The 21,052-nt window shown below is 36.8% G+C and carries 17 protein-coding genes; 13 read left to right on the top strand and 4 right to left on the bottom strand.

Features of this window, described 5'->3' with window-relative positions:
* Window positions 1-123: 123 nt before the first annotated feature.
* From ACYVI9_RS16790 to ACYVI9_RS16740, 11 genes are read left to right on the top strand one after another with little or no spacing between them, the layout of a single operon-like run.
* On the top strand, window positions 124-1,569 hold the full coding sequence (locus tag ACYVI9_RS16790; RefSeq protein ID WP_460766877.1) for a lipopolysaccharide biosynthesis protein: 1,446 nt from the start codon (window positions 124-126) through the stop codon (window positions 1,567-1,569).
* Between the two features lie 10 nt (window positions 1,570-1,579).
* Entirely contained in the window at window positions 1,580-2,110 is a 531-nt protein-coding gene (locus ACYVI9_RS16785) for an acyltransferase (RefSeq protein ID WP_460766875.1), read from the top strand.
* Window positions 2,111-2,158: 48 nt separating this feature from the next.
* Entirely contained in the window at window positions 2,159-5,080 is a 2,922-nt protein-coding gene (locus tag ACYVI9_RS16780; RefSeq protein WP_460766872.1) for a laminin G domain-containing protein, read from the top strand.
* 10 nt (window positions 5,081-5,090) lie between these two features.
* Complete coding sequence (gene wzy, locus ACYVI9_RS16775) at window positions 5,091-6,548, top strand: O-antigen polysaccharide polymerase Wzy (protein WP_460766870.1); 1,458 nt, start codon at window positions 5,091-5,093, stop codon at window positions 6,546-6,548.
* Between the two features lie 18 nt (window positions 6,549-6,566).
* Window positions 6,567-7,676: a glycosyltransferase gene (locus ACYVI9_RS16770; RefSeq protein WP_460766867.1), complete on the top strand. Its 1,110-nt coding sequence runs from the start codon at window positions 6,567-6,569 to the stop codon at window positions 7,674-7,676.
* Window positions 7,677-7,692: 16 nt separating this feature from the next.
* Window positions 7,693-8,748 (top strand): hypothetical protein, encoded by a 1,056-nt coding sequence (locus ACYVI9_RS16765; protein ID WP_460766865.1) that lies wholly within the window; start codon window positions 7,693-7,695, stop codon window positions 8,746-8,748.
* Entirely contained in the window at window positions 8,741-9,907 is a 1,167-nt protein-coding gene (locus ACYVI9_RS16760) for a glycosyltransferase family 4 protein (protein WP_460766864.1), read from the top strand. The genes ACYVI9_RS16765 and ACYVI9_RS16760 overlap by 8 nt, the downstream gene beginning before the upstream one ends.
* Window positions 9,908-11,047 carry a glycosyltransferase family 4 protein gene (locus ACYVI9_RS16755; RefSeq protein WP_460766861.1) on the top strand — a complete coding sequence of 380 codons (1,140 nt, stop codon included), beginning with the start codon at window positions 9,908-9,910 and terminating at the stop codon, window positions 11,045-11,047. It abuts the gene before it with no gap.
* Window positions 11,047-11,958: an NAD-dependent epimerase/dehydratase family protein gene (locus ACYVI9_RS16750; protein WP_460766859.1), complete on the top strand. Its 912-nt coding sequence runs from the start codon at window positions 11,047-11,049 to the stop codon at window positions 11,956-11,958. Before ACYVI9_RS16755 ends, ACYVI9_RS16750 begins: the two co-directional genes overlap by 1 nt.
* A gap of 22 nt (window positions 11,959-11,980) precedes the next feature.
* On the top strand, window positions 11,981-13,195 hold the full coding sequence (locus tag ACYVI9_RS16745; RefSeq protein ID WP_460766857.1) for a polysaccharide biosynthesis protein: 1,215 nt from the start codon (window positions 11,981-11,983) through the stop codon (window positions 13,193-13,195).
* A 54-nt stretch (window positions 13,196-13,249) separates the two neighbouring features.
* The gene (locus tag ACYVI9_RS16740; protein WP_460766855.1) at window positions 13,250-13,921 is read left to right on the top strand and encodes a sugar transferase; all 672 of its coding nucleotides are present in this window, start codon (window positions 13,250-13,252) and stop codon (window positions 13,919-13,921) included.
* A gap of 476 nt (window positions 13,922-14,397) precedes the next feature.
* On the opposite strand, the gene ACYVI9_RS16735 is transcribed toward ACYVI9_RS16740, so the two are convergent.
* The 3 genes from ACYVI9_RS16735 to ACYVI9_RS16725 all read right to left on the bottom strand — a co-directional run bounded on the left by ACYVI9_RS16735 (window position 14,398) and on the right by ACYVI9_RS16725 (window position 18,115).
* Complete coding sequence (locus ACYVI9_RS16735) at window positions 14,398-15,894, bottom strand: NAD(P)H-hydrate dehydratase (protein ID WP_460766854.1); 1,497 nt, start codon at window positions 15,892-15,894, stop codon at window positions 14,398-14,400.
* A gap of 227 nt (window positions 15,895-16,121) precedes the next feature.
* On the bottom strand, window positions 16,122-17,462 hold the full coding sequence (locus ACYVI9_RS16730) for a serine hydrolase domain-containing protein (protein WP_460766853.1): 1,341 nt from the start codon (window positions 17,460-17,462) through the stop codon (window positions 16,122-16,124).
* A 134-nt stretch (window positions 17,463-17,596) separates the two neighbouring features.
* The gene (locus ACYVI9_RS16725; RefSeq protein ID WP_460766851.1) at window positions 17,597-18,115 is read right to left on the bottom strand and encodes a hypothetical protein; all 519 of its coding nucleotides are present in this window, start codon (window positions 18,113-18,115) and stop codon (window positions 17,597-17,599) included.
* 164 nt (window positions 18,116-18,279) lie between these two features.
* On the opposite strand from ACYVI9_RS16725, the gene ACYVI9_RS16720 reads away from it, so the two are divergent.
* Window positions 18,280-18,762, top strand: coding sequence for a CinA family protein (locus ACYVI9_RS16720; protein WP_460766850.1), 483 nt, complete (start codon window positions 18,280-18,282; stop codon window positions 18,760-18,762).
* A 240-nt stretch (window positions 18,763-19,002) separates the two neighbouring features.
* Here the strand turns inward: ACYVI9_RS16720 and ACYVI9_RS16715 are convergent, their stop codons facing one another.
* Complete coding sequence (locus ACYVI9_RS16715) at window positions 19,003-19,371, bottom strand: hypothetical protein (RefSeq protein WP_460766848.1); 369 nt, start codon at window positions 19,369-19,371, stop codon at window positions 19,003-19,005.
* A 625-nt stretch (window positions 19,372-19,996) separates the two neighbouring features.
* Here ACYVI9_RS16715 and ACYVI9_RS16710 point away from each other — a divergent pair.
* Window positions 19,997-20,968, top strand: a complete 972-nt coding sequence (locus tag ACYVI9_RS16710; protein WP_460766846.1) for a TlpA family protein disulfide reductase — start codon at window positions 19,997-19,999, stop codon at window positions 20,966-20,968.
* Window positions 20,969-21,052: the final 84 nt, after the last annotated feature.

Here is a 21,052-nt window from a genome sequence, read left to right as displayed (position 1 = left end):
GAGACTTTTAGATTAATAATTGATATCATAACCCAAAATGCGATTCAATTATTTGATTATTTGAAGCCAATTTATTGTAGACTATCACGTTGCATTTTCGCCCACAATAAAGGTAAACATCAATTGAGTTTAAAAAAGCAAATAGCAAGCGGAGCAATTTGGACTATCATTGGGCAAATTGGATATATGGCAATTTCTTTAATTACTAATATTTTATTAGCAAGATTGCTTACACCTTTCGAATTTGGCGAGATGGGAATCTTAATGTTTTTCGTTTTGATTGCGAATATTTTAACTCAAAGCGGATTTGGTGGGGCTTTATTAAGGAGAGTGACTGTTTCGGAAAAGGAATACTCAACGGTTTTCGTTTTTAACCTTATCATGAGTATTATATGTTATATAATTTTAATACTTTTTTCTAATCAAATTTCACAATATTACAGAGATCCCAAACTTAAAGAATTGTTATTTGGCGTAGGACTAATTTTTGTCATAAATGCGTTAAGCATGGTACAAAATACCAAGTTGACAATAGAGATGAAGTTTAAACAAAAATCTATTATTTTATTTACTTCGAATTTCTTTGCGGCAATCATCAGTCTTTATATGGCATATACTGGATGGGGGGTATGGGCATTAGTCGCATTTCAACTATTAACCTCTGTTTTTAATTCTCTACTTTTAATCGTTTATACTCGAATGAAATTATCATTTAGGTTCAGTTTTCCGATTTTTAAGGACTTATATGGTTTTGGTATAAATACTACAATGACTTCGATATTATCAACTGCCTTTGATAACATATACCAATTGATTTTAGGGCGTTTTTTTTCTATCGGTCAGGTCGGATATTTTTATCAAGCGAAAAAGTTGCAAATTATTCCTTTTACCGTTTTGAACAGCGTAATACAAAGTGTCATGTTCTCTTCTTTGGCGAAATTGCAAAATGAAAAGGAAGCATTTCTACGTGCGTATAATAGACTAATGTTGATTTTCGCCATTGTAATGGTGGCTATTACTTGTTTTATTGTTGTATATGCAGAGGGAATTATTTTATTGCTTTTTGGAGAACAATGGCTTGGGGCAGCCTTTTTTATGCAATTATTGTCTATTGCCTCTTTTTTCTACTTTCAAGAATTGATAAATAACATAATTTTTAAAGTATTTGACAAGACTAAACAGATACTTTATTTGGAAATTTTAAAGAAAGCAATTCAAAGTATTTCGATATTAATAGGTATAGCTACTCTAAATATGTCTGTTTTGTTAGTTGGCTTCATCCTAAGCTCTGTAATTAGTTACGGGTTAAATTTTTATTATTCCCGAAAAATACTTGGAAAGGATAGTTTTTATGAAATCTTTACGATTTTAAAATTAATAAGTGTTTCAGCATTTTGTGTTCTTTTTTGTAAATATTCAATTGATATTTTAAAATTCTCTCCGTTAGGATCTTTACTTACCCTTCCTTTTGCAATTTTTATTTTTTATTTCTTTTTAAAAATCACGAAAGTGGCTGATTTGGCTAAGGAAATTAAATCAATAAGTTCATTAGCAGGAATTACAAAGTAAACTGTCAGATATGATACAGAAGATTTTTCGGCTTTTTAAAAAACAGTTCGATACTTCACTGAAGTACGCTAGATCTTTGGGAGTAAAGGTTGGCAATAATTGTTGGATTGGGGATGTCAGTTTTGGTTCTGAGCCATACTTAGTAACATTGGGGAACCATGTGCAAATTACGAGTGGTGTGAGATTTTTTACACATGGCGGTGGCTGGGTACTGCGTTTGCAGCAGCCAGATTTTGATAGTTTTGGTAAAATAATTGTTGGAAATAACGTATATATTGGAAGCTGCTCATTGATAATGCCGGGAGTTTCTATTGGTGACAATGTTATAATAGCGGCAGGGTCAGTAGTTACAAAAAGTGTACCCGATAATTGTATTATAGGAGGGAATCCCGCAGTGATAATTGGGGACTTCGACAATTATCGGGAAAAGATGCAGAAGTATAATTTAAAAACAAAAGGATTAAACCCGGCTCAGAAGAGGAAGAAAATAGTTGAAACTGATGACAGTGTGTTTATAAAGAAGGATTATTTGACGCATTAAGCGCCTTCAATTTAGTATTTCAGAGATTGAAATACATTAAATTATTTTATGGAAAATGTCATTCAAATAGGAAGAATTGCTAAAAAAATATTGGTAAAATGTCTGCTGTCCTTAGCGACTTTGCAAATTTTTGCTGCAAGTTGTTATTCAAATAATGCCTATGTTAGAAAAACTTCTAGAACATTTATATTTTCCCAGGCTCAACTAATTTATAGTTTAGGCAGGAGAGATTATCTTGATAAATGGGTTGACAGGCCTTTATATTTAAACCCAGAATTAGATAAAGGACTACGAGAAAATGATCTGATGTCTGATGCTTCATTTCAGAGAATGCGGGATGTAGTCGTTTCATATGGACTTGATGGCTTAGCATTTTTTCCTCAGACCGCTAAACGTTTTGATTTTTTTGATATATCTGATAGAAATAGTAAAAAAGGATTTTTTATGCTGCCACAATTTTATAGTGGTGGGGACCTAAAGTCGAAAGAGGATCTTTTAAAACGTGCTTTGCAAAGTCATACGGTGTTCAAAATCGATGATAAAATTGTATTAACCTCCTACAACGTTGATGTAAATTCAAATGATTTTAAACAATGGAGTAAGGATATAAGATATCTCAAAGATAAGTATGGCGAGAGTTTTTATTTTCTACCAGCGATTGCTAAACCCGCGGGAAAGGGGTGGGGCACATGGCTTCGATTATATAAAAAAAATCAAGTTTCCTCCAAGGATGAAATCCAAATAAAGAATTATCTACGAAATTGGTTAAGAATATCTGATGGCTTATATTTTGGAAACGTAGCAGTTTTAATTGATGAAGATCGAAATTTCGATGTGGATGGTTATAGGAATTTTATTTTGAAATTGTATAGTGAAGTTATGAATGAGGAAGAGTTTGGAAATAAATTGTTAGCTCTTTCTGCTACGCTAGGTCACGAAAATTGCACTAGATTCGGTTTCACGTTGAACAGTAACGGGACTTTGACCTTTAGACAATCTTTGGAAGCCTCAATTAACTTCAATCCTGATTTAATCATTATTCCGGAATGGGACGAACAAAACGAAAATACTAGTTTACGTCCAACTGTATATAATGGGCTTACGTCCTTGAGGTTAATGCGCTTTTATTCTTCGGTGTTAAAAGGGGAAGATCAGCGTCCTTTTCAAAGCGAAGAATCTGATTTACCAAATCTCAATATTTCTTATAGAAAGATATTGACCTTAGGAGAAGATTTGAAATTTGAACTTCTTAATATTCCTGATGGAACAATTAGAAGAAATTATAGTGTAATTGTCTCATTTTTAGATTCCAAAGGCAAAGTTGTGTTTAGAGGTGAAAAAATGTCATTCACCTCAACTAAATTGAGTAGTAATTTAGTCGAATTGCCAACAGAAAACTATTCGAGTTATCAAATTTTAAAGCCGATCATTACAATTTATTATGGTAATGTGATAAAGGAGGAGATAGAAAAGGGGCTTCAACCGATTTATCTTAATGCAACGACGAACTGGGATTACAAATGGGTGAAGCAAAATATTAGAGATATATTAGTATGCAAAATATCAAATTTTAAAATTGAAAAAAATTTAGAATGGAACAACGAATATGAAGTAAATGCTGAACTAGACGCCAATGAAAAATTGGCATTTGTTGAATTGTTAGAGAATAATCAAGTCGTTTATTCTTATTCCGCTGAATATGATACGACATCGCTTGTTGTGAAATTAGCTTGGAGTTCTTTAAATACATCATCATTGAGGGTTCCTTTGGCAGGATCAATTACAGTTCAAGGCATAAATAAAATTGAACCACGTATTGGGAATAATGTTTTGGGAAAAGGTAGTTTGACTTTTTTGGAGAACAAATTAAGTTTTAATCGTCAAGGAGCTTCAATCTGGCCACAATGGACTTACTTTCGAATTCCGAAAAAGCAGGCTTTAAATGCTATTTTTAAGATCAAGTTACCTGGCATTTATACAGGGGAACTATCAGTTCGTCAGCTTTTACAGAACGAAATATATGGAATAGAAGGGAAAGGCGGATTTAATCTTGTCTTTAGTTTATGCAACAGTGAAGACGTTGTTCCGGAAGAACTTATCAATAAGGATTACTCCAAGTTCCGAGTTAAGATTCGAGCTAAGGGAAAGTTTCCTATATATCAGTTACAAGCTATTGGAATCAGCGGAAAAATGTACAGATCGAATGTTATTATACCTAATTCCAATTCGTTGGAGAGGCAAAAAATAATAGTCTACTCTGAATCCAAACGTAAACCAGTAGTTCTTGATATTTGTAAAGATTGGGTGCCTGAAATTAATTATCAGTTTGAAAATAATTCGGGATCTATTTTAAAATCTAGCTACAGCAGGTCAAGTTGGGGCATTTTAGGTGGACATAGTTCTTTGGCTACGGGTTTTGGAGGGGGGAGAGCTGGGGACGATTCACCTTTTTTTAATGAAATTGGAAACATGGGTCGTCTTCGACAAAATGATTTATATCCTGAATGGGTTAAGTCGGCATCATCCTATTATTTAAGGTTTAATGGTAAGGGCGAGCATATTTCTCTGCCTCAAGGCGTAATTCCACGATTGTCAGGTTTTACCGTGGAATTTGATATTAGGCCAAAACAAAAACAGGGTAATCAGACTGTACTTGCGAATCGTTCTGGACAATTTGGTTCTCTAGATATTGGGTTACATGATGGTCAAGTTGTTTTATCCAGTTTTACGAAGAAGTCAGGCTTAAAGAGCTTCAATACCAACGTTTATATTCATCCAGATAGATGGCAACATATCAAGATTGAATATGATTTGACTTATTTTGAAATAACGATTGATGGGAAGAGCCCTGCCAAGTTTAGGGTAGATGGCCCTGGTGTATATGATGTTGCTACTTCTGTCGGCGGCTTTCCAGATGATTGGTTTAGTGGAGATCTGAAAAATTTATCAATTTATCATTTTTTAAGGTAGTCTCATAACGGTGATTAGGAAAGTTTACTATATATCTGTTATCTCAATATTAGTAGTGTTATATACAATTAATATTGATAGTGCTATGGACAGGCAACATTTAATTATATTATTATCCGTTGCTTTAACATCGCTTTTAATATATAGTACAGATAGAGAGAGAGATTTTAGGTTGAAAGGAAATTTTTTTCGGCCAACGATATTCGCTATTTTAGGTTTGTGCATAGTATCATTCCAAGTTATTATTGATTATTTGTTGGGTAATGTTTCGTATAATGATAAATTTTTATGGGCTGACAATACTGTGGTTACGAAAGGAGTTATTTTATCCGTAATTGGTCTTAACTCTTTTTTATTAGGCGCCACTATTATTAAGTCAAAGAATGTGGTGAGTTTAGAAGCGAAGAAAACCCATAATATATTGGAAACTTATAGAAATACGAATATCATGAAGATTTTGGCTTTGATTTCGTTACTAGTGTTTTTTCTAACTGTTAATCCGCTTTATCTTGCTGGTGCTTACGGTAGGGTTGAAATGGGTGCCACTGCGACATATGCTATTCTTTTTTTTACTCTGCTTCTTACTTCAGTTGTCATTCAGAACTGTATAAATATTAAGGTAGAAAATGTAGTCATAGGATCATTTTGGAAGTTCATTAAGTATCAAGGGACTTGGTTTTCTTTGATGGTTGCGATTTATTTGATAAGTGTTTTGTTGAGCGGCGACAGAGGCCCCCTCATAACTGTCATGTTGACCTTTTTGACGGGATTTTTTTATATTACTAAATCGAAGCTCCGTATAATTATGGCGCTAATAATGATCGGCGGTGCAGCTATTGCAATTACTACTTTAGGCGCAATTCGAAGCATTAAAGATCCGTCACATTCATTTTTAGAAAAGCTTGAAATTAGTTTGAATGGTTCGAACCGATATTATCGTCAGGAAAGTTTTTTGCCTCCCACTCTTGAATTGGCAAATTCAGTGCGTACCCTCAATATAGCAGTTTCATACATTCCCGATAATCATGATTATTTTTATGGGAGGTTTCAATTTACATACGTACTTGCATCGATACCGTTTATAAGTACTTTTTTCCCGATTCTTTTTAGTGACAATAGTCCTAAATATGCTGGATCGGCTTCTCTTGTTACATGGATACGACAAGGGGATTATCCGAAATCCGGAGATGGTACGTCTGTAATAGGCGATTTTTATTGTGATTTTGGAGTTCTTGGAGTCATTGTTGGAATGTTTTTGTTTGGTTTAACAATGGGAAAGCTGGATAAGCAGTTATACGCAAAAGCCTCTGGTTCCCTTTTCCTATTGATTTTTATGTTTGTGTATGTGCCAATAGCTATTTATATATCTCGATCGGCTTTTTTGTTTTCTCTTAAATCAGTCGTTTGGATTTACTTGATATTGAGATGTAATTTTTTATTGCAAAGACAAACAGTTTTAAGAGGATAGCAACTAATTTAAAGATAGATGAGTAAACTTAAGATTTGTTTTGTTGTTACCGGCTTAAATTCAGGTGGAATAGAGAATTATTTATTACGTTTTTTGGAATTTGAAAGCGATAAGTTTCAGCCTGTTGTGATATGTAAAAGCGGTAAATTTGGGGAGCTTGAATCAAAATATAGAACTATTAAGGACATTGAATTAATAGCTCTGAAAGTTGGATATTTGAACATTTTTTCGCTACTGCGATTATATAAAACTTTTAAAGTTTTCCAATTTCATACTGTTTGTGACTTTACTGGAAATTTTAGCGGAATTATATTGTTGATCGCTGCTATAGCTAAGATAAAAAGGAGAATTGCCTTTTACCGGGGAGCCGGGGTGAGGTTCAAAAATAGTCTACCTAAATTGACTTACAATAAGTTTTTGAATTTTTTGGTTAAACGATTTGCCACTAAAATTTTATCAAACTCAAAAGCGGCATTAAATTTATTTCATTCCGAATGGAGAGGAAATGGTAGAAAATTTAAGGTGATTTACAACGGGTTGAATGCTAAGCCATTTTTGGAAATTAGAAATAAAGCTGAAGTAAGGAGAGCGTTGAAACTTCCCGAAAATGGGTTTATAATTGGAAACGTAGGTAGATATGATCATTCTAAAAACCATGAATTAATAGCAAAAGTTGCATCAATTATTTGCCGTAAGAATAATAATGTAATATTTGTTCTTTGCGGAAAAAATACAGAGTCATTTAAGGATATAGTTCTACAAAAGTGGCCCTATTTAGGAGATAATTTTTTTTCGTTGGGATATAGGTCCGATGTCCCTTATGTATTGAAAGCGTTTGATTTATTTTTATTTCCCTCGAGAATCGAAGGTCAGCCGAATGCCTTAATCGAGGCTATGGTTTCGGATCTTCCTATTTTGGCATCCAATATCGATCCTATTTTGGAAACAACCCCTAATGAGATTCATGAGCATTTGCTTGATATTCGGGATGTAAAGGGGTTTGTAGCTACCATTGAAAAATGTTTGAAAAGTCCGGGATTCGTCGAGAAATTTAAATATAGAGATTGGGCGATACAAAAATTTGATAATAAAATCTTATTTGGTCAATTTGAAAGTGAACTATTTTAAACTATAATTTATAAACATGAAAAGATTTAATATTCATAACTTGATAATTGTTGAAATAGATGATGAACTAGAAGATACTAATCGAATTTACGATTTTTTAAATTCAATTAATACTACACGCTCAGTTAGTACTTCACCTTTTAAGATTTCGGTTAATAAGGTTAACTCTATCGATAAAAGCCTTCATAGGGAATATTCAAATGGAATTTACACAAATGAAAAATCAATAATCGATTCTAGATATGGTATTGAAGTAGTAATTAAGGATAAAGAGATTTTATTAAATACTAAGTTTAGATTTATTGAATGGTTAGTGTATTGCTTTCAGCTTGCATTGTTAAAGCAAGATGCGGTTTTAGTCCATGGCGCCGCAGTAAGCTATGAAGGAAAGGCTTTATTGTTCCCATCTTGGGGTGGCGTAGGCAAAACTGCAATTTTAAATGATTTTGTCAAAAAGTACAATTTTAAAGTTATTGGCGATGACTTGTTTATATTAACTAAAGAGGGCAATGTTTTATCTTTTCCCAAAACGATGGTTTTGTATCCTTATCATAAAAAATTGTTCCCAGAGGTGTTTTCCAAATCACCGAATTTGGTACCCGCTTTTTTTACAAAACAATTGTCTAGAATTGTACCTAAGATTAAAAAGTTGTTAAGCCCATTTCCTGTATTAATGAACTATTTTAGAAATCGCAATCCTCAAATTAAATGGGCGCTTCCCTATGAGGTTTTCGGCGACAAAAGCATATGTCAGGAATCGATAGCTAGTGAGGTTTATTGGCTCGAGAGAAGTAGTAATAGAAGTAATATTACTAATGAAAATAATGCGATATATTCTCAAATTCTTGGAAGTACAATTAACGAGTTCGACCAAAGAATTATTTACAGTGTTAACGCTATTATGGGCGTTGGTGTTCTCTCCTATGAAGACTATCTAGGACGATGGTACTCAGTGCTTAAGGCAGGGTTGAATAACTGCAAAAAGGGCCGTATAGAAGTAAATCATTCTGTCAGTATTGACGAGATTGGCGATTTTATGTATAATATTTTAAAAGGACAAATCAATGAGTAGAAGGATTTTGGTGGTGTCTACTGAGAAGCGATTTGACATCAATAGTGAAGGGAGAATCGTGAATATAGATAATACTCGGGCCTCAAAATTTTGGAGTCGCTATCTTGATGTGTTTGATGAAGTTGTTGTAGCTGGGCGTGTTAATACAGCTGCGATAGTCGAATCAAAAAACTATGTGGAAAGCGATAGAATTAGTGTATTTAAATTGCCTTATTATCATGGCTTATTAGAAGGTGTATTTTGCTATTTGAAATTATTAAGAAGTCTAAAGCAACTTATCGGTGATTTTTCCAGTTCGAGTTTTCTTCTTAGACTTCCTGGAGCAATCGGAAATATGTTAGCGAAGGTTTTACAAAGTGCAGAAGTTTCTTATTCAGTTGAGTTGGTGGGTGACCCATTTGAAGTTTTTAATACCCAGCAGACTTATATTTCTAAATTTCTTGCGGTCAAAACTAGGTGGGAATTACGGAAAGTAGTTAAGAATGCTCACAGCATCGCTTATGTTACAGAACGATATTTGCAACGACAATATCCCTTTGAGAATGGGTTTACTATTAATTATTCAAGCATTGAATTAAGCAGCAAATTTTTAAGGAATGAACAAAAAATATTTTGTTCACCTGTCCTTTCTTTAATTGGGGTTGGCAGCCTTGAGTTTCCTTACAAAGGGGTCTCATTTTTGTTGGAAGCTTTGTCCGTTTTGAACAAGGATCAAATAGATTTTTCACTTACTTGGATTGGCGGTGGCAAATTGCTGGAAAAGTATATTCAGGATACGCGTGAACTTGGTATTACCGACAAGATTAATTTTCTAGGAACAGTCCCAAATGAAGAAATATGTACATTTTTTGAATTGAATAATATTTTTGTCATGCCTTCATTGACCGAGGGACTTCCACGTGCAATGATCGAAGCAATGGCGAGCCGTTTAATTTGTGTAGGTTCTAATGTGGGGGGGATCCCGGAACTATTAAATGAAAATTGCTTGTTTGAAAGCGGTGACGTTAATGCAATTGTAGAAAAACTATATGAGATTATAGACAAATTTGAAGAGTTTAAGAAATATTCTGACATAAATTATATGAAATCTAAAAACTTTTTACCTGAACTTTTAAGGGAAAGGCGAAATACATTTTACAGTTCAATTATAAATTCATAGATGGAATTGCGGGTGTTACATGTTGTTACGGTCTCCTTCTCGTTGCCTTATTTCGTTGGCGATCAATTTGATTTTTTCAGAAACAAAGGTGTTAAATTTTACGTTGCTTCAAGCTTATCGACTCATCTTAACCAATATTCCCAAGAGAAAAAGTTTGAAATCATAACGATAGATATAAAAAGAAAAATTGATTTATGGGGGGACATAATTGCTATTTTAAAATTGTATAAAGCAATAAAAAAGAATCGAATAGATGTAGTTGTAGGTCATACACCTAAGGGCGGATTAATTGCGATGCTAGCAGCATTTCTTGCTAGAAATAAAAGACGTGTATATTTCCGACATGGTTTGGTCTATCAAACAGCGACTGGTTTTAATCGATCTATTTTGAAATTTATCGAGCGTGTCACTGGTTTTTTTGCGCAAAAAGTAGTTTGTGTGAGTAAATCCATTGAAGAAATATCTAAAAAGGATAAATTAAATGATAATCGAAAAAATTTGGTTTTGGGGAGGGGGACCTGTAACGGAGTTAATTTATCTAGATTTTCTAGAAATTCAGTATCTGCTGTGCATTTGAATGAGATTAGAGTTAAATTGGGGTTACATCCGGGTGATTACGTTGTCGGTTTTGTGGGGAGATTAGTTAACGATAAAGGTATTCCAGAGCTTATAAAAGCTTGGACTTTAATTCAAAAGACGCAACCCCTTAAGTTGCTTTTAATAGGGCCGTTGGAAGAAAGGGATGGCCTTTCAAATGAAATACAACATACAATTTTTAATGACAACTCAATAATTTGTACCGGATTGATTGAGGATGTGAGAGATTACTATGCTTTAATGGACATGTTTATCCTCCCATCCCATCGAGAGGGGTTTCCTACAGTTATCTTAGAAGCATCAGCAATGGAGTTGCCGGTTTTAACCACCAAAGTGACCGGCTGTATTGACTCCATTGTGGAGAATGAAACTGGAATTTTTTGTACTCATCAGCCAATTGATATTGCAAACAAAATCTCGTTTTTATTAAAAAATCGTGAAAGGGCCGAGGAAATGGGGCGGAAAGGAAAAGAGTTTATATCCAAAAATTATGACGAAAAAGTTATATGGTCTGAGATAGAAACAAAAATAATACAATTGTAATGACTATATTATTAACTGGGACTTCCGGTTTTCTAGGCTCGATATTTTTAGAATCTCTAAGGAATGATGGATTTAAAGTATTCCTATTAAATGAAATGATGGACGAACACTCGGATAGAGTGGATATTGTATCCCCATTTAGTTTTAATAATAAGGTACCTATTGACATGGTGATACATATTGCAGGAAAGGCGCATAGTATTCCGAGGACGAAGGAAGATGCCCAGTTGTTCTTCGATGTCAATTTTAATGGGACTAAAAATCTTTGTTCAGCCCTAGAAGGATTAGATCAGAAGCCAACTGCGTTCGTTTTTGTGAGTACCGTTGCGGTTTACGGGTTAGAATCTGGGGACTTGATTCACGAGGAAACTCCACTTAATGGTTCTACGCCCTATGCCAAAAGTAAAATATTAGCTGAATCATTTTTAACAAAGTGGGCTATCGAAAATCGAGTAAAGGTGAGTATTTTGCGATTGCCATTGATTGCAGGGCCAAAGCCACCAGGAAATTTAGGACAGATGATACTTGGCATTCAAAAAGGAAGATATTTAAATATAGGCGGGTCTCCTGCAAGAAAAAGTATAGTTTGGGGTGGGGACGTTGCCAAATTAGCACCAAAATTGTTATATACTAGTGGAATATTTAATTTAACAGATAGGAGACATCCGAATTTTGATGAGTTAAGCAGAAAAATTGCACTAGCCTTAGGCAAGAAGAAACCCAAGACTGTTCCAACCATTGTTGGCTATCTAATGGGAAAAATTGGTGACCTAGTCGGAGAGAGGTTTCCAATTAACAGTTTAAAAATTAGGAAACTAACATCAAGTTTGACATTCAATGATGATAAGGCGGTGAAAGAACTTGGTTGGGAACCTAGTTCGGTTCTTGATAAGGTTTACGAAATGATTTAACAATTTAAAATTTAGTACATTAATGAATAGTATATTATTTAACATCGATGAGTTTGTAGGATCCCAAATTACGAAACGTAAAGAAAGTTTATTTGCTCAGGACATTTTGTTTTATGAAGATCGCTTCAAGGAAGAAATTGGGGGAAAAACCGTTCTTGTGATTGGAGGTGCTGGTACAATCGGCTCATCATTCATAAGGTCAGTGGTCAAATATCGACCAGCTAAAATCATTGTTGTAGATATAAATGAGAATGGGTTGACGGAACTAGTCCGTGATTTGCGAAGCCGAAAAGAAGTAGATTTGAACGGAGTTTTTAAAACATACCCTGTTAACTTTAATGATTCGGTCTTCAACAAAATTTATGAACGAGAAGGGCCATTTGAGATTGTTGCAAATTTTGCTGCTCACAAACACGTAAGATCAGAAAAGGATATTTACTCAATAGAAGCGATGATTGAGAACAATGTTATTCGAGCAAAAACACTATTGGATACTCTATTAATTTCTCCCCCAAAACATTTTTTTTGCGTATCTACTGATAAAGCAGCGAATCCAGTAAATGTCATGGGCGCGAGCAAAAAGTTAATGGAAGAATTGATTTTATCTTATTCAAAAAAGATTAAAATTACTACTGCGCGGTTTGCTAATGTAGCGTTCTCTAATGGAAGCCTTTTAGCTGGGTTTGTTGAAAGAGTATTAAAGCAACAGCCTCTTTCATGTCCATCTGACGTAAAGCGTTTTTTTGTTTCTCCAGAAGAGGCGGGTCAGATTTGCTTATGTGCGTGCTTATTAGGAAAAACCGGGGAGATTTTTTTCCCTAAGTTGAAAGATGCTGATTTAGTGACATTTGCAAGCGCCGTAAGCCCATTTTTAAAAAAGATTGGTTTCGATGTTTTGGTTTGTGGTTCCGAAGATGAAGCAAAAAACAACGTTTATCAAATAAGGAATGGTAAATATCCGGTCTATTTTTTCCCAAGCAGTACAAGTGGAGAGAAACTTTATGAAGAGTTTTATACTGAAGATGAGAAAATTGACTTGGAAACGTTTGAATCTCTTGGAATTGTAACTAATGGAAAATTTAGGAGTGTAGATGAGCTTGAGGATATCATCAAAAATTTGAAGGCAGTTTTTGAGAACAAGGGATCAACTAAGAGTGACATAGTTTCAGCATTAAATGCCATGATACCGGATTTCAATCATATTGAGACGGGGACTAATCTTGACCAAAAAATGTAGAAGTCGAATTATTGCTTACTTTCTGAGTTTTCATTACTAGTTAATATTATTGATATGTACCCGCTCTTTAAACGATTTATTGATTTAATTGTATCAGTTATAGTATTCTTGATTTTATTTCCTTTTATGCTACCGATAGTTATTCTTTTATTATTAACTGGAGAGCATTATGTATTCTATCGTCAAGAACGAATTGGACACAAAAATCGAAAATTCAATATTTTTAAGTTTGCAACTATGCTAAAAGATAGTCCCAATTTAGGAACAGGATTAATTACAGTCCGAAAAGACCCGCGGTTATTACCTATCGGAGGGTTTTTACGAATGACAAAAGTAAATGAGCTGCCGCAAATTTTAAACGTGATAAATGGTGATATGAGTCTTGTCGGCCCGCGACCATTAGTTGATAAAACTTTTGATGTTTATCCCGAAGAAGTTAGGAAACATATTTATGAGTCGGTTCCAGGGATTACAGGAATTGGTTCAGTTATTTTCAGAGATGAAGAGGAATTGTTGAGCGCGACTAAAATGGAAAGGTTTGAGTATTATTCAAAGGTTATTGCACCTTATAAAGGAGAGCTAGAAATGTGGTACAATAAGAATAAAAGCCTCAATGTGGATGCATGGATTGTTTTTTTAACTGCATGGGCTATTTTCAATCCTAAAACCACATTACCGCACAGAGTATTTAAGGGACTTCCTAAGAGAGAATTAGGCGATATATAAAGCATTATTAACATTTCAGCTACTCGAACCACTGGAATTATCAATATATTTGATCGCTCCTAGAAAATATTTTGGATATAATATTTTGCACGCCTTCTATACAATTTTCATGTGCATATATTTAAAGATGGCGGTGCAATTGAGAATGTCCATCGGCAGCTTCTAGTTGAATGAAAGGTAGTTAAGTTTTTATTTAACACATTTTATATCACTTATTGAAATTACTATACTCAAAGTGCCTCTATGAAAGTAACGTTTTTGAACAGGAACGGAAAAACTATGAAGTTTTCATCTAATAAAGATTTGACCGAATGGATGATGAAGACTGACTATGCATTGTCCCGCGAAAAGGACATATTCGAGTTTTTAAGGGAATACGCAGAGCGCAAAAAGCTATTCGATAAGATTCACCTTCGTACAAACAGTATCGACGTTTTTGTCGATGATTTAGTAAAAAATAAAATAATCGAAATCTCTTAGTGATCGATCTGAATTGATCCTAATGCTTCCACAATATCTCCGGCAAGCATAGCGTTCATCCCAAGTCTTTTTGAAGCCCTATCTCCAGCCAACCCATGCAAATAAACACCGGCTATTGCCGTGTTTATAGGGGAATATCCTTGAGCTAATAATCCAGTTAATATTCCAGTCAAAACGTCGCCGCTTCCTCCGGTGGCCATTCCAGGATTCCCAGTTGTGTTAAAGTACCCTAATCCGCCTGGAGTAGCGATGAAGCTGTGATGGCCTTTTAAGATAATTACTATTTTCAACTCTTTGGCTTTCTGCAGTGCAGTTTCTATTTTTTGGAAGTCATTCAGTCCATCGCCAAATAACCGGGAAAATTCCTTAGGGTGGGGGGTGAGGATCGTATTTTCAGGTAAATCGGTTAGCCAGTCCTTGTTCTCGGCAAGAATATTCAATCCGTCTGCATCAATTACTAAAGGCCTGTGATAGCTTGAAATTAACGCCTTAAGTCCATTTGCGGTTTCCGGTAATTTATCAATGCCCGGACCGATCCCAATTGCGGAATAAGGTTGCAAATCATAATCCACACCACTGAAGTAGCGTGACTGCTTATCGACTTTACACATGGCTTCCGGAGCCGAAATCTGCATGATTTCCAGGCCACACTCAGGTACATGGGCAGTTACCAGACCAGCCCCGCTTTTGAGACAGGCTTTGGTACTAAGTATTGCGGCGCCCATTTTACCATAACTCCCGGCTATAATCAGGGCATGACCAAAATTCCCTTTATGAGCGAAAGCCTTTCGGGGGTGGTAAATCGATTGATAGAGGGCTTCAGATATGAGTTGGAGCTTGCAGTCTACTTGTTCCAGGAATTCGGGATGCAAATTAATATCCAGCAGGTGCAGCTGGCCGATAAAAGGTTCGTTTTCGGCTACCAGGAAAGCTAGTTTCATGCACTGGAAGCTGAACGTATAATCAGCCCGGATAATGGGAAATCCGATAGAACTGTGGTCGCATAGCATCCCGCTGGGTATATCGATTGAAACAACCGTTTGTTGACTTGCATTAATATTTTGCACCAACATCGCGGCCTGATCTTCCAAAGGCCTGTTGAGCCCGGTGCCAAATAGCGCATCGATGAGTACGGTACCAGTAGGAATTTCAGGAAACTCATTCTCACTATCAATTATGTTTACAGGAACGGTGGTTGCCGCCTTTAAATGTTCCAGATTGGCCTGAAAATCTTCACTTCCCGGGGCATTTCCCAATATATAGACACTGACATGGCAATGTGCCTGATGTAATTGCCGGGCAATGGCCAGCCCATCGCCACCGTTATTGCCATTACCACAGAAAATATAGTACTGTCGGGCCAGCATTTTCTCCAACAGCCATTTGCTGCAGGCAGCCGCAGCCCGTTCCATCAGGTCCAGTGAACTGACGGGTTCTGTTTTGATGGTAAAAGCATCCCATTGCTTTATTTGTGCGGCCGATAAGACTTTCATAATGAGCTACTAGCCACCTAAAGGTAAAAAACCTGCTGTTAAAAGGGCCCGAAATAAAAGGAGGGAGAATATTTCGCTCTGGTTAGCCGGGCTTTCCGATGGTGGGCTAGCCCCATTGTAATCCAGGAATGCTCAAAATAGGCCAGGTGTTGACGTTTAATGAAACATCTTTTGACTCCCGGACTTTTCTATTTATTGCGTTGAACTGGGCAGTCTTCCTGAAATCTCTACCGGCTTTTTTTTCTGTCCGGAGCTTTTTTTACCTGGCTTGACGTTTTTTTGTTGTTCTTGACTTTTGCTGGGATTTTAGTCGATGTCCTTTTGGCTGCGGGTGCCACTTTGGAACGCGATTGGGTGTTGTCGGCTTCAGCTTTCGTTCCTGCTGCAGCTTCTTCATCGTCGCCAGGGCCATCTTTCATATAATCGCCAAAAAGATTATAGGCTTGGCGGGCTGCTTTGTATATTCCGTAATTCATCCGGTTACCGACAATGATAATGACCACTTTTTCATCTGTTAAACGGGCGAAAGCCGGTGTAAAGCCATGCCATTTACCATTGTGGTAAATAACTTTTTTCCCGTTGGGCAACATCAGCAGGCGCCAGGCCAGTCCATAATTATGGATGGAGGGTCTTTCGTTACTGTAAGGCGTATATGCTGAATCCTTCCATGCTGCACTCAGGAAATTATCATTGTACATCATCGCGTCCCATTTCATCAGATCCCGGGGTGTACTGTAGATATTCTTATCCCCATAGGTGTCATCAAAGATATCCTGCTCCCAGAGCGCACCTGAGGGGCGGTAGGACAGGATCACCTGACCGGATTTTTCCGGGGTATATACAAAGGTATGGTGCATCCCCAAGGGTGTGAAAATAGAATCTTTCATGTATTGAGGATACGGTTGTTTCGTAACCTTTTCCAGTAATAGTGCCAATAAGGCAAAATTGGTATTGCAATAGCTGAACCTTGTTCCGGCACGATAGGATCTGTCTGGCTGGAAATTGATCAAAAAGTCCAAAACATCCTGATTTTGAACGGATTGATGCTCCGGCCACTTCTTTTTATCCTCCATAAAATAGAGGTAATTGGGCAGGCCACTACGGTGGGTCAGCAGGGTTTTGACTGTTACACCGGGATAAGGGAAGCCGGGAAAATAGGTGTTAAGGCTATCATTGAGCCCGATTTTTCCCTGTTGAACCAGCCGAAGTACAGCCATACCGGTGAAAGGTTTACTGGTCGATGCCAGGTGAAAGGCCGTGCTGTCGGTAATCGGAAATTCCGGCTTATTGGGGTTTTCGAAGCCTACATATTTTTCGTAAAGGATATTGCCCCCCTTGGCGACCAGGATGCCACCATTAAAGCTCCCTTTTAAAAGCATGCTGTCGAAAAGATCACTAAGCTGGGTGTTATAACTCGCAATATCAGCTTCCGACATTTTCTCCACTTCAGTAAGGCCAAAGGGATGGTCGGGATCAGATAACAGTTTGTCTTTTTTATTCTTGGAAGAGCCGGATTGGCAGGAAACAAAAGTCAAAACAATTACCAAAGGGACCAGAAATCTTCTCACTATCAATGCTTTTTAGGGGGCAAATTTATGGGTTCTGACTGAGCCAACCGGCATTATGGGGATTTTAACAATAGTTTTTATGGGTTCCATAGAAAGGTTTTGTTTCGGCAATTCGGGATTAAAAATGGTATGGTTTATTGGGACAGTGATTTTCTGATTTTCCGGGCCCTGGACCGGAACGCTGCCGTGGATTTTTCAAAATGGGTATCGATTATAAGTACCAGTTCGGGCGCGATTTCCGGGTAGATAGTGGTTAACCTATATAGAATCCCCAGGGAAAATGCTTTTACCGCGATGGGAGCGTTGGGATCTTCGATAAAATAAAAGCATTTGTCCATTAGCGTCCCATGAAACGTTTTTGGAGGCAAAGGTCCCTGGTCCAGCAAACGGAGGATATTTCTGGGAACTGCGCTGGGTTGGCCTGGAGCATTTAACCGTTTCAGTAAAGAACCGTAATGTTTTTTAATCAATTCAGGGTGCTGAATGGCGCAATAACTTAGCGGCCAAGCCGCTCTTTGCACCATCCTATTCTCCCCATTCAAAAAAAGCTCCATCAACTGGTCAAATCTTTGCTGGTGATCGCCAATCCAGCTGACGATTCTTTCAGTTGCGCTTTTGGAATGTTCCTGTTCTAACAAGACTGCAATGTTCATGCGGTGAAATTACCGTCTTCTTTCGGGAAATTTAGGCGACATGGGAGCTTATATTTTGTGTAGCTTTGAAAGGAGCAACGACAATCACAGTACATTGAATCAGCCCTGAATAAACTGTACAAAGAGGATTATTTATTTTAATACTAGATATATAATATCAAGCAATGGAAAGTTCCTGGTTAGAAATGTGTGGCGCCTTATTGGCGGAAAAGAAATTATCTATTGCTTTTGCGGAGAGTGCTACAGCAGGAGCCGCATCTGCCAGGTTTTCGCTGCTGCCGGATGCGGGAGAGATACTGAAAGGTGGATTTGTCTGCAATGATGCCGGCCTGAAATCATCCGTACTGCAAGTTTCGCCCGAACTGATACAGAAATACACCCCTGAATCCCAGAAGGTCACTGAAGCTATTGCCCGGGGCTTGAAAACACTGATTCCGGCTTCGATTCATATTGGAATCACTGGTTTAACAAAACCCGGAGGAAGTGAAACGGCTGAGAAGCGGGTTGGAACAATGTTTGTTACTGCGCTAAAGGGTGAAGATTTACTATTTTCAGAAAGGTTGGGTCTTCTCGGTTCACCTTCCGCTGTTATTACTCAAACCGTAGAAAAAGTTGCTCAGTTACTATATTGGGTTTTAAAAAATTAACGTTATCCGAATACTTCTATTTAGATAAAGTTTATTTTAACCGTTACGATTTATCCAAAATGTGCTCCAAATACGCTGGAATCCATGGATTAAGCTTGACGGAAGATTATGCTGCAGAGAAGCTGGTTCCTACTACACATAAATCTCGGGATGATATTAAAGCAACCAAGAATTTGAAGAAAAATGGATTCGACAGCGATGAATCCATTGGTATGTAAAGAAGTATATGTTATTAATAGCTTAGTTTATTTCCCGCCTTTTTAATTTTCCCTCTAATTCGGCAATTAGCTTCCGTTGCGTTTCAACGAGTTCGGTTTTAGTAAGAAGCAATGCTTCCTTTTCCTTTAAAAAATTTTCTATTGTGTCAATTTTAGAGGTCCAACCTGCAATTTCAGCCTTTTTAAATTTTGACATTCCGGATGTGTTGTACAAATCAGCAAAAAAATCATAGTCCAATTTTTCGGATAATTGCATTAATAGATCCACCTCAATAGTCGACCGTTTATAAATGCTTGCCACTGCCTGTTTAGTTCTATTGATAAGTTTCCCAACCTTAACTTGGCTCAACCCTCTGCTTTCTGCTATTTCTTTTATTTTTTTTCCGATCATTGTAATTGTGAGAAGCAAATATTTGCACAACTAAGGTCTTTTACGATACTATAAGAATGTATATATTGTACTTTTGGATGTAAATATTTGGCTGTTTAGAATTCTTTTTTTAAATTTACATCTAAGATGAACTAATACTTTAATGTAATGAATTGTTAATCAATTATTTAAATTAAATCCCAGGAGCTTCGACATCCTAAGTAAGACAGCCGAGAATTCGAAGCAGTAAGTTTTAAAGCCCATATCACCTTAATCTTGCATAGTTTGCAATCATTCAGGGGTATGGGCCCTTACTGAATATCTATATTCTCGGCTGTCAACCAGGATGGTAGGTAGGAGGTGGGGCCCATACCCCGCTTTATAATGAAGCTCGCTTGATAGAAAATTAATGAAAGCGAGGCATACTCATACCATCTTACACCTAATAATATCAATTGCTGTTTGGCATTTTTGGTCTGTTTTCTATGGGCAGAATGTTTCACAATTTGTTTTGTTTGCCTGTAAACCAAAAAAGCCGGTATAACAACAGTTAACCGATGAAGAAATATGCCTTTTCTTTCAGGGGATTTGACCAATTCCCTCGATAGCTGCTAATTCCATTTCTTAATTTATAACGATTTGCTTTATGACTAAGCTTGCGCTGGTTTGCGTATTGGCAATGATATGCCATTATATGCAGGCCCAAAATTATATAAAACCACTAACCGTTGGAGATACGGTACCGGACATTACAATAAATAACCTCGCCAATTATCCTACTCGAAGTGCTAAGCTATCGGATTTTAAGGATAAGGTAGTGATTTTGGACTTTTGGACAACTTTCTGCAGACCATGTATTGAGGCAATGCCGAAGCTGGACAGTTTTCAAAGAAAATTTTCATCACAACTGAAGGTGTTGTCAGTGACACCCCAACCATTTAAAGACTTTACAAAACATTATTTAAACCGTTTCCCCGCACTAGCCAAACTTCCCATAACTTATATATATGAGGATACCCTGCTTAAGCAATATTTTCCATATGCAACTGTGCCTCATGTTGTGTGGATTGACGAGCACAGGGTAGTGAAAGCTATTACAGACGGCGGCGCACTCAATGAAAAGAACATCATTGCGGTGATTAAAAGGCAAACGCTCCATGTTCCGGTAAAGCAGGAAGATATTACGTACAACTCACATGAGCCATTGTTAGTAAATAATAATGGTGGTGCTGCTGGAGAATTTCTCTATCGAAGTCTGTTCACCACTCATAAGCCCGGCATTATTGCATCACAAATAAATTATAGGATTCCAGATCAGCAAATCCGGAGAGTTGCCCTCGTAAATCAACCTCTTAAAGTGTTTTTGAATAGAGCATACCCCGGTATGCTGAACTTTCAAACCAACAATTTTCGGTTGGCGGGTAATGTAGATTCCCTGCAAGGTTTATTGGATAGGAACCGCAATTTACTTTTTTGCTATGAGCTGATATTGCCGGAATCGCATGCCATGGATTTTGCAAAATACCTGCGACAGGATCTGGAACGATACTGGAACATTACGGTGCGACGTGATACTTCGGTGGCTAATAAAAGCAACATTGTGATTACAATGAAATAACGGTCAATTTTTTTAACCAAATTTCTTTTGCATTATGAAACCAACTAAAATATTTAATCATGCGATACTGTTTTGGTTTGCACT

The organism is Niabella terrae, assembly GCF_054783135.1.
The sequence above is the reverse complement of the archived record's forward strand: the minus strand, read 5'-3'. Positions and strand labels throughout refer to the sequence as shown.

Bases quoted from the DNA above. Each gene is read 5' to 3' on its own strand.
- ACYVI9_RS16785 (WP_460766875.1), top strand. From the start codon at position 1,580: ATGATACAGAAGATTTTTCGGCTTTTTAAAAAACAGTTCGATACTTCA.
- ACYVI9_RS16780 (WP_460766872.1), top strand. From the start codon at position 2,159: ATGGAAAATGTCATTCAAATAGGAAGAATTGCTAAAAAAATATTGGTA.
- ACYVI9_RS16770 (WP_460766867.1), top strand. From the start codon at position 6,567: ATGAGTAAACTTAAGATTTGTTTTGTTGTTACCGGCTTAAATTCAGGT.
- ACYVI9_RS16765 (WP_460766865.1), top strand. From the start codon at position 7,693: ATGAAAAGATTTAATATTCATAACTTGATAATTGTTGAAATAGATGAT.
- ACYVI9_RS16760 (WP_460766864.1), top strand. From the start codon at position 8,741: ATGAGTAGAAGGATTTTGGTGGTGTCTACTGAGAAGCGATTTGACATC.
- ACYVI9_RS16755 (WP_460766861.1), top strand. From the start codon at position 9,908: ATGGAATTGCGGGTGTTACATGTTGTTACGGTCTCCTTCTCGTTGCCT.
- ACYVI9_RS16750 (WP_460766859.1), top strand. From the start codon at position 11,047: ATGACTATATTATTAACTGGGACTTCCGGTTTTCTAGGCTCGATATTT.
- ACYVI9_RS16745 (WP_460766857.1), top strand. From the start codon at position 11,981: ATGAATAGTATATTATTTAACATCGATGAGTTTGTAGGATCCCAAATT.
- ACYVI9_RS16740 (WP_460766855.1), top strand. From the start codon at position 13,250: ATGTACCCGCTCTTTAAACGATTTATTGATTTAATTGTATCAGTTATA.
- ACYVI9_RS16735 (WP_460766854.1), bottom strand. From the start codon at position 15,894: ATGAAAGTCTTATCGGCCGCACAAATAAAGCAATGGGATGCTTTTACC.
- ACYVI9_RS16725 (WP_460766851.1), bottom strand. From the start codon at position 18,115: ATGAACATTGCAGTCTTGTTAGAACAGGAACATTCCAAAAGCGCAACT.
- ACYVI9_RS16720 (WP_460766850.1), top strand. From the start codon at position 18,280: ATGGAAAGTTCCTGGTTAGAAATGTGTGGCGCCTTATTGGCGGAAAAG.
- ACYVI9_RS16715 (WP_460766848.1), bottom strand. From the start codon at position 19,371: ATGATCGGAAAAAAAATAAAAGAAATAGCAGAAAGCAGAGGGTTGAGC.
- ACYVI9_RS16710 (WP_460766846.1), top strand. From the start codon at position 19,997: ATGACTAAGCTTGCGCTGGTTTGCGTATTGGCAATGATATGCCATTAT.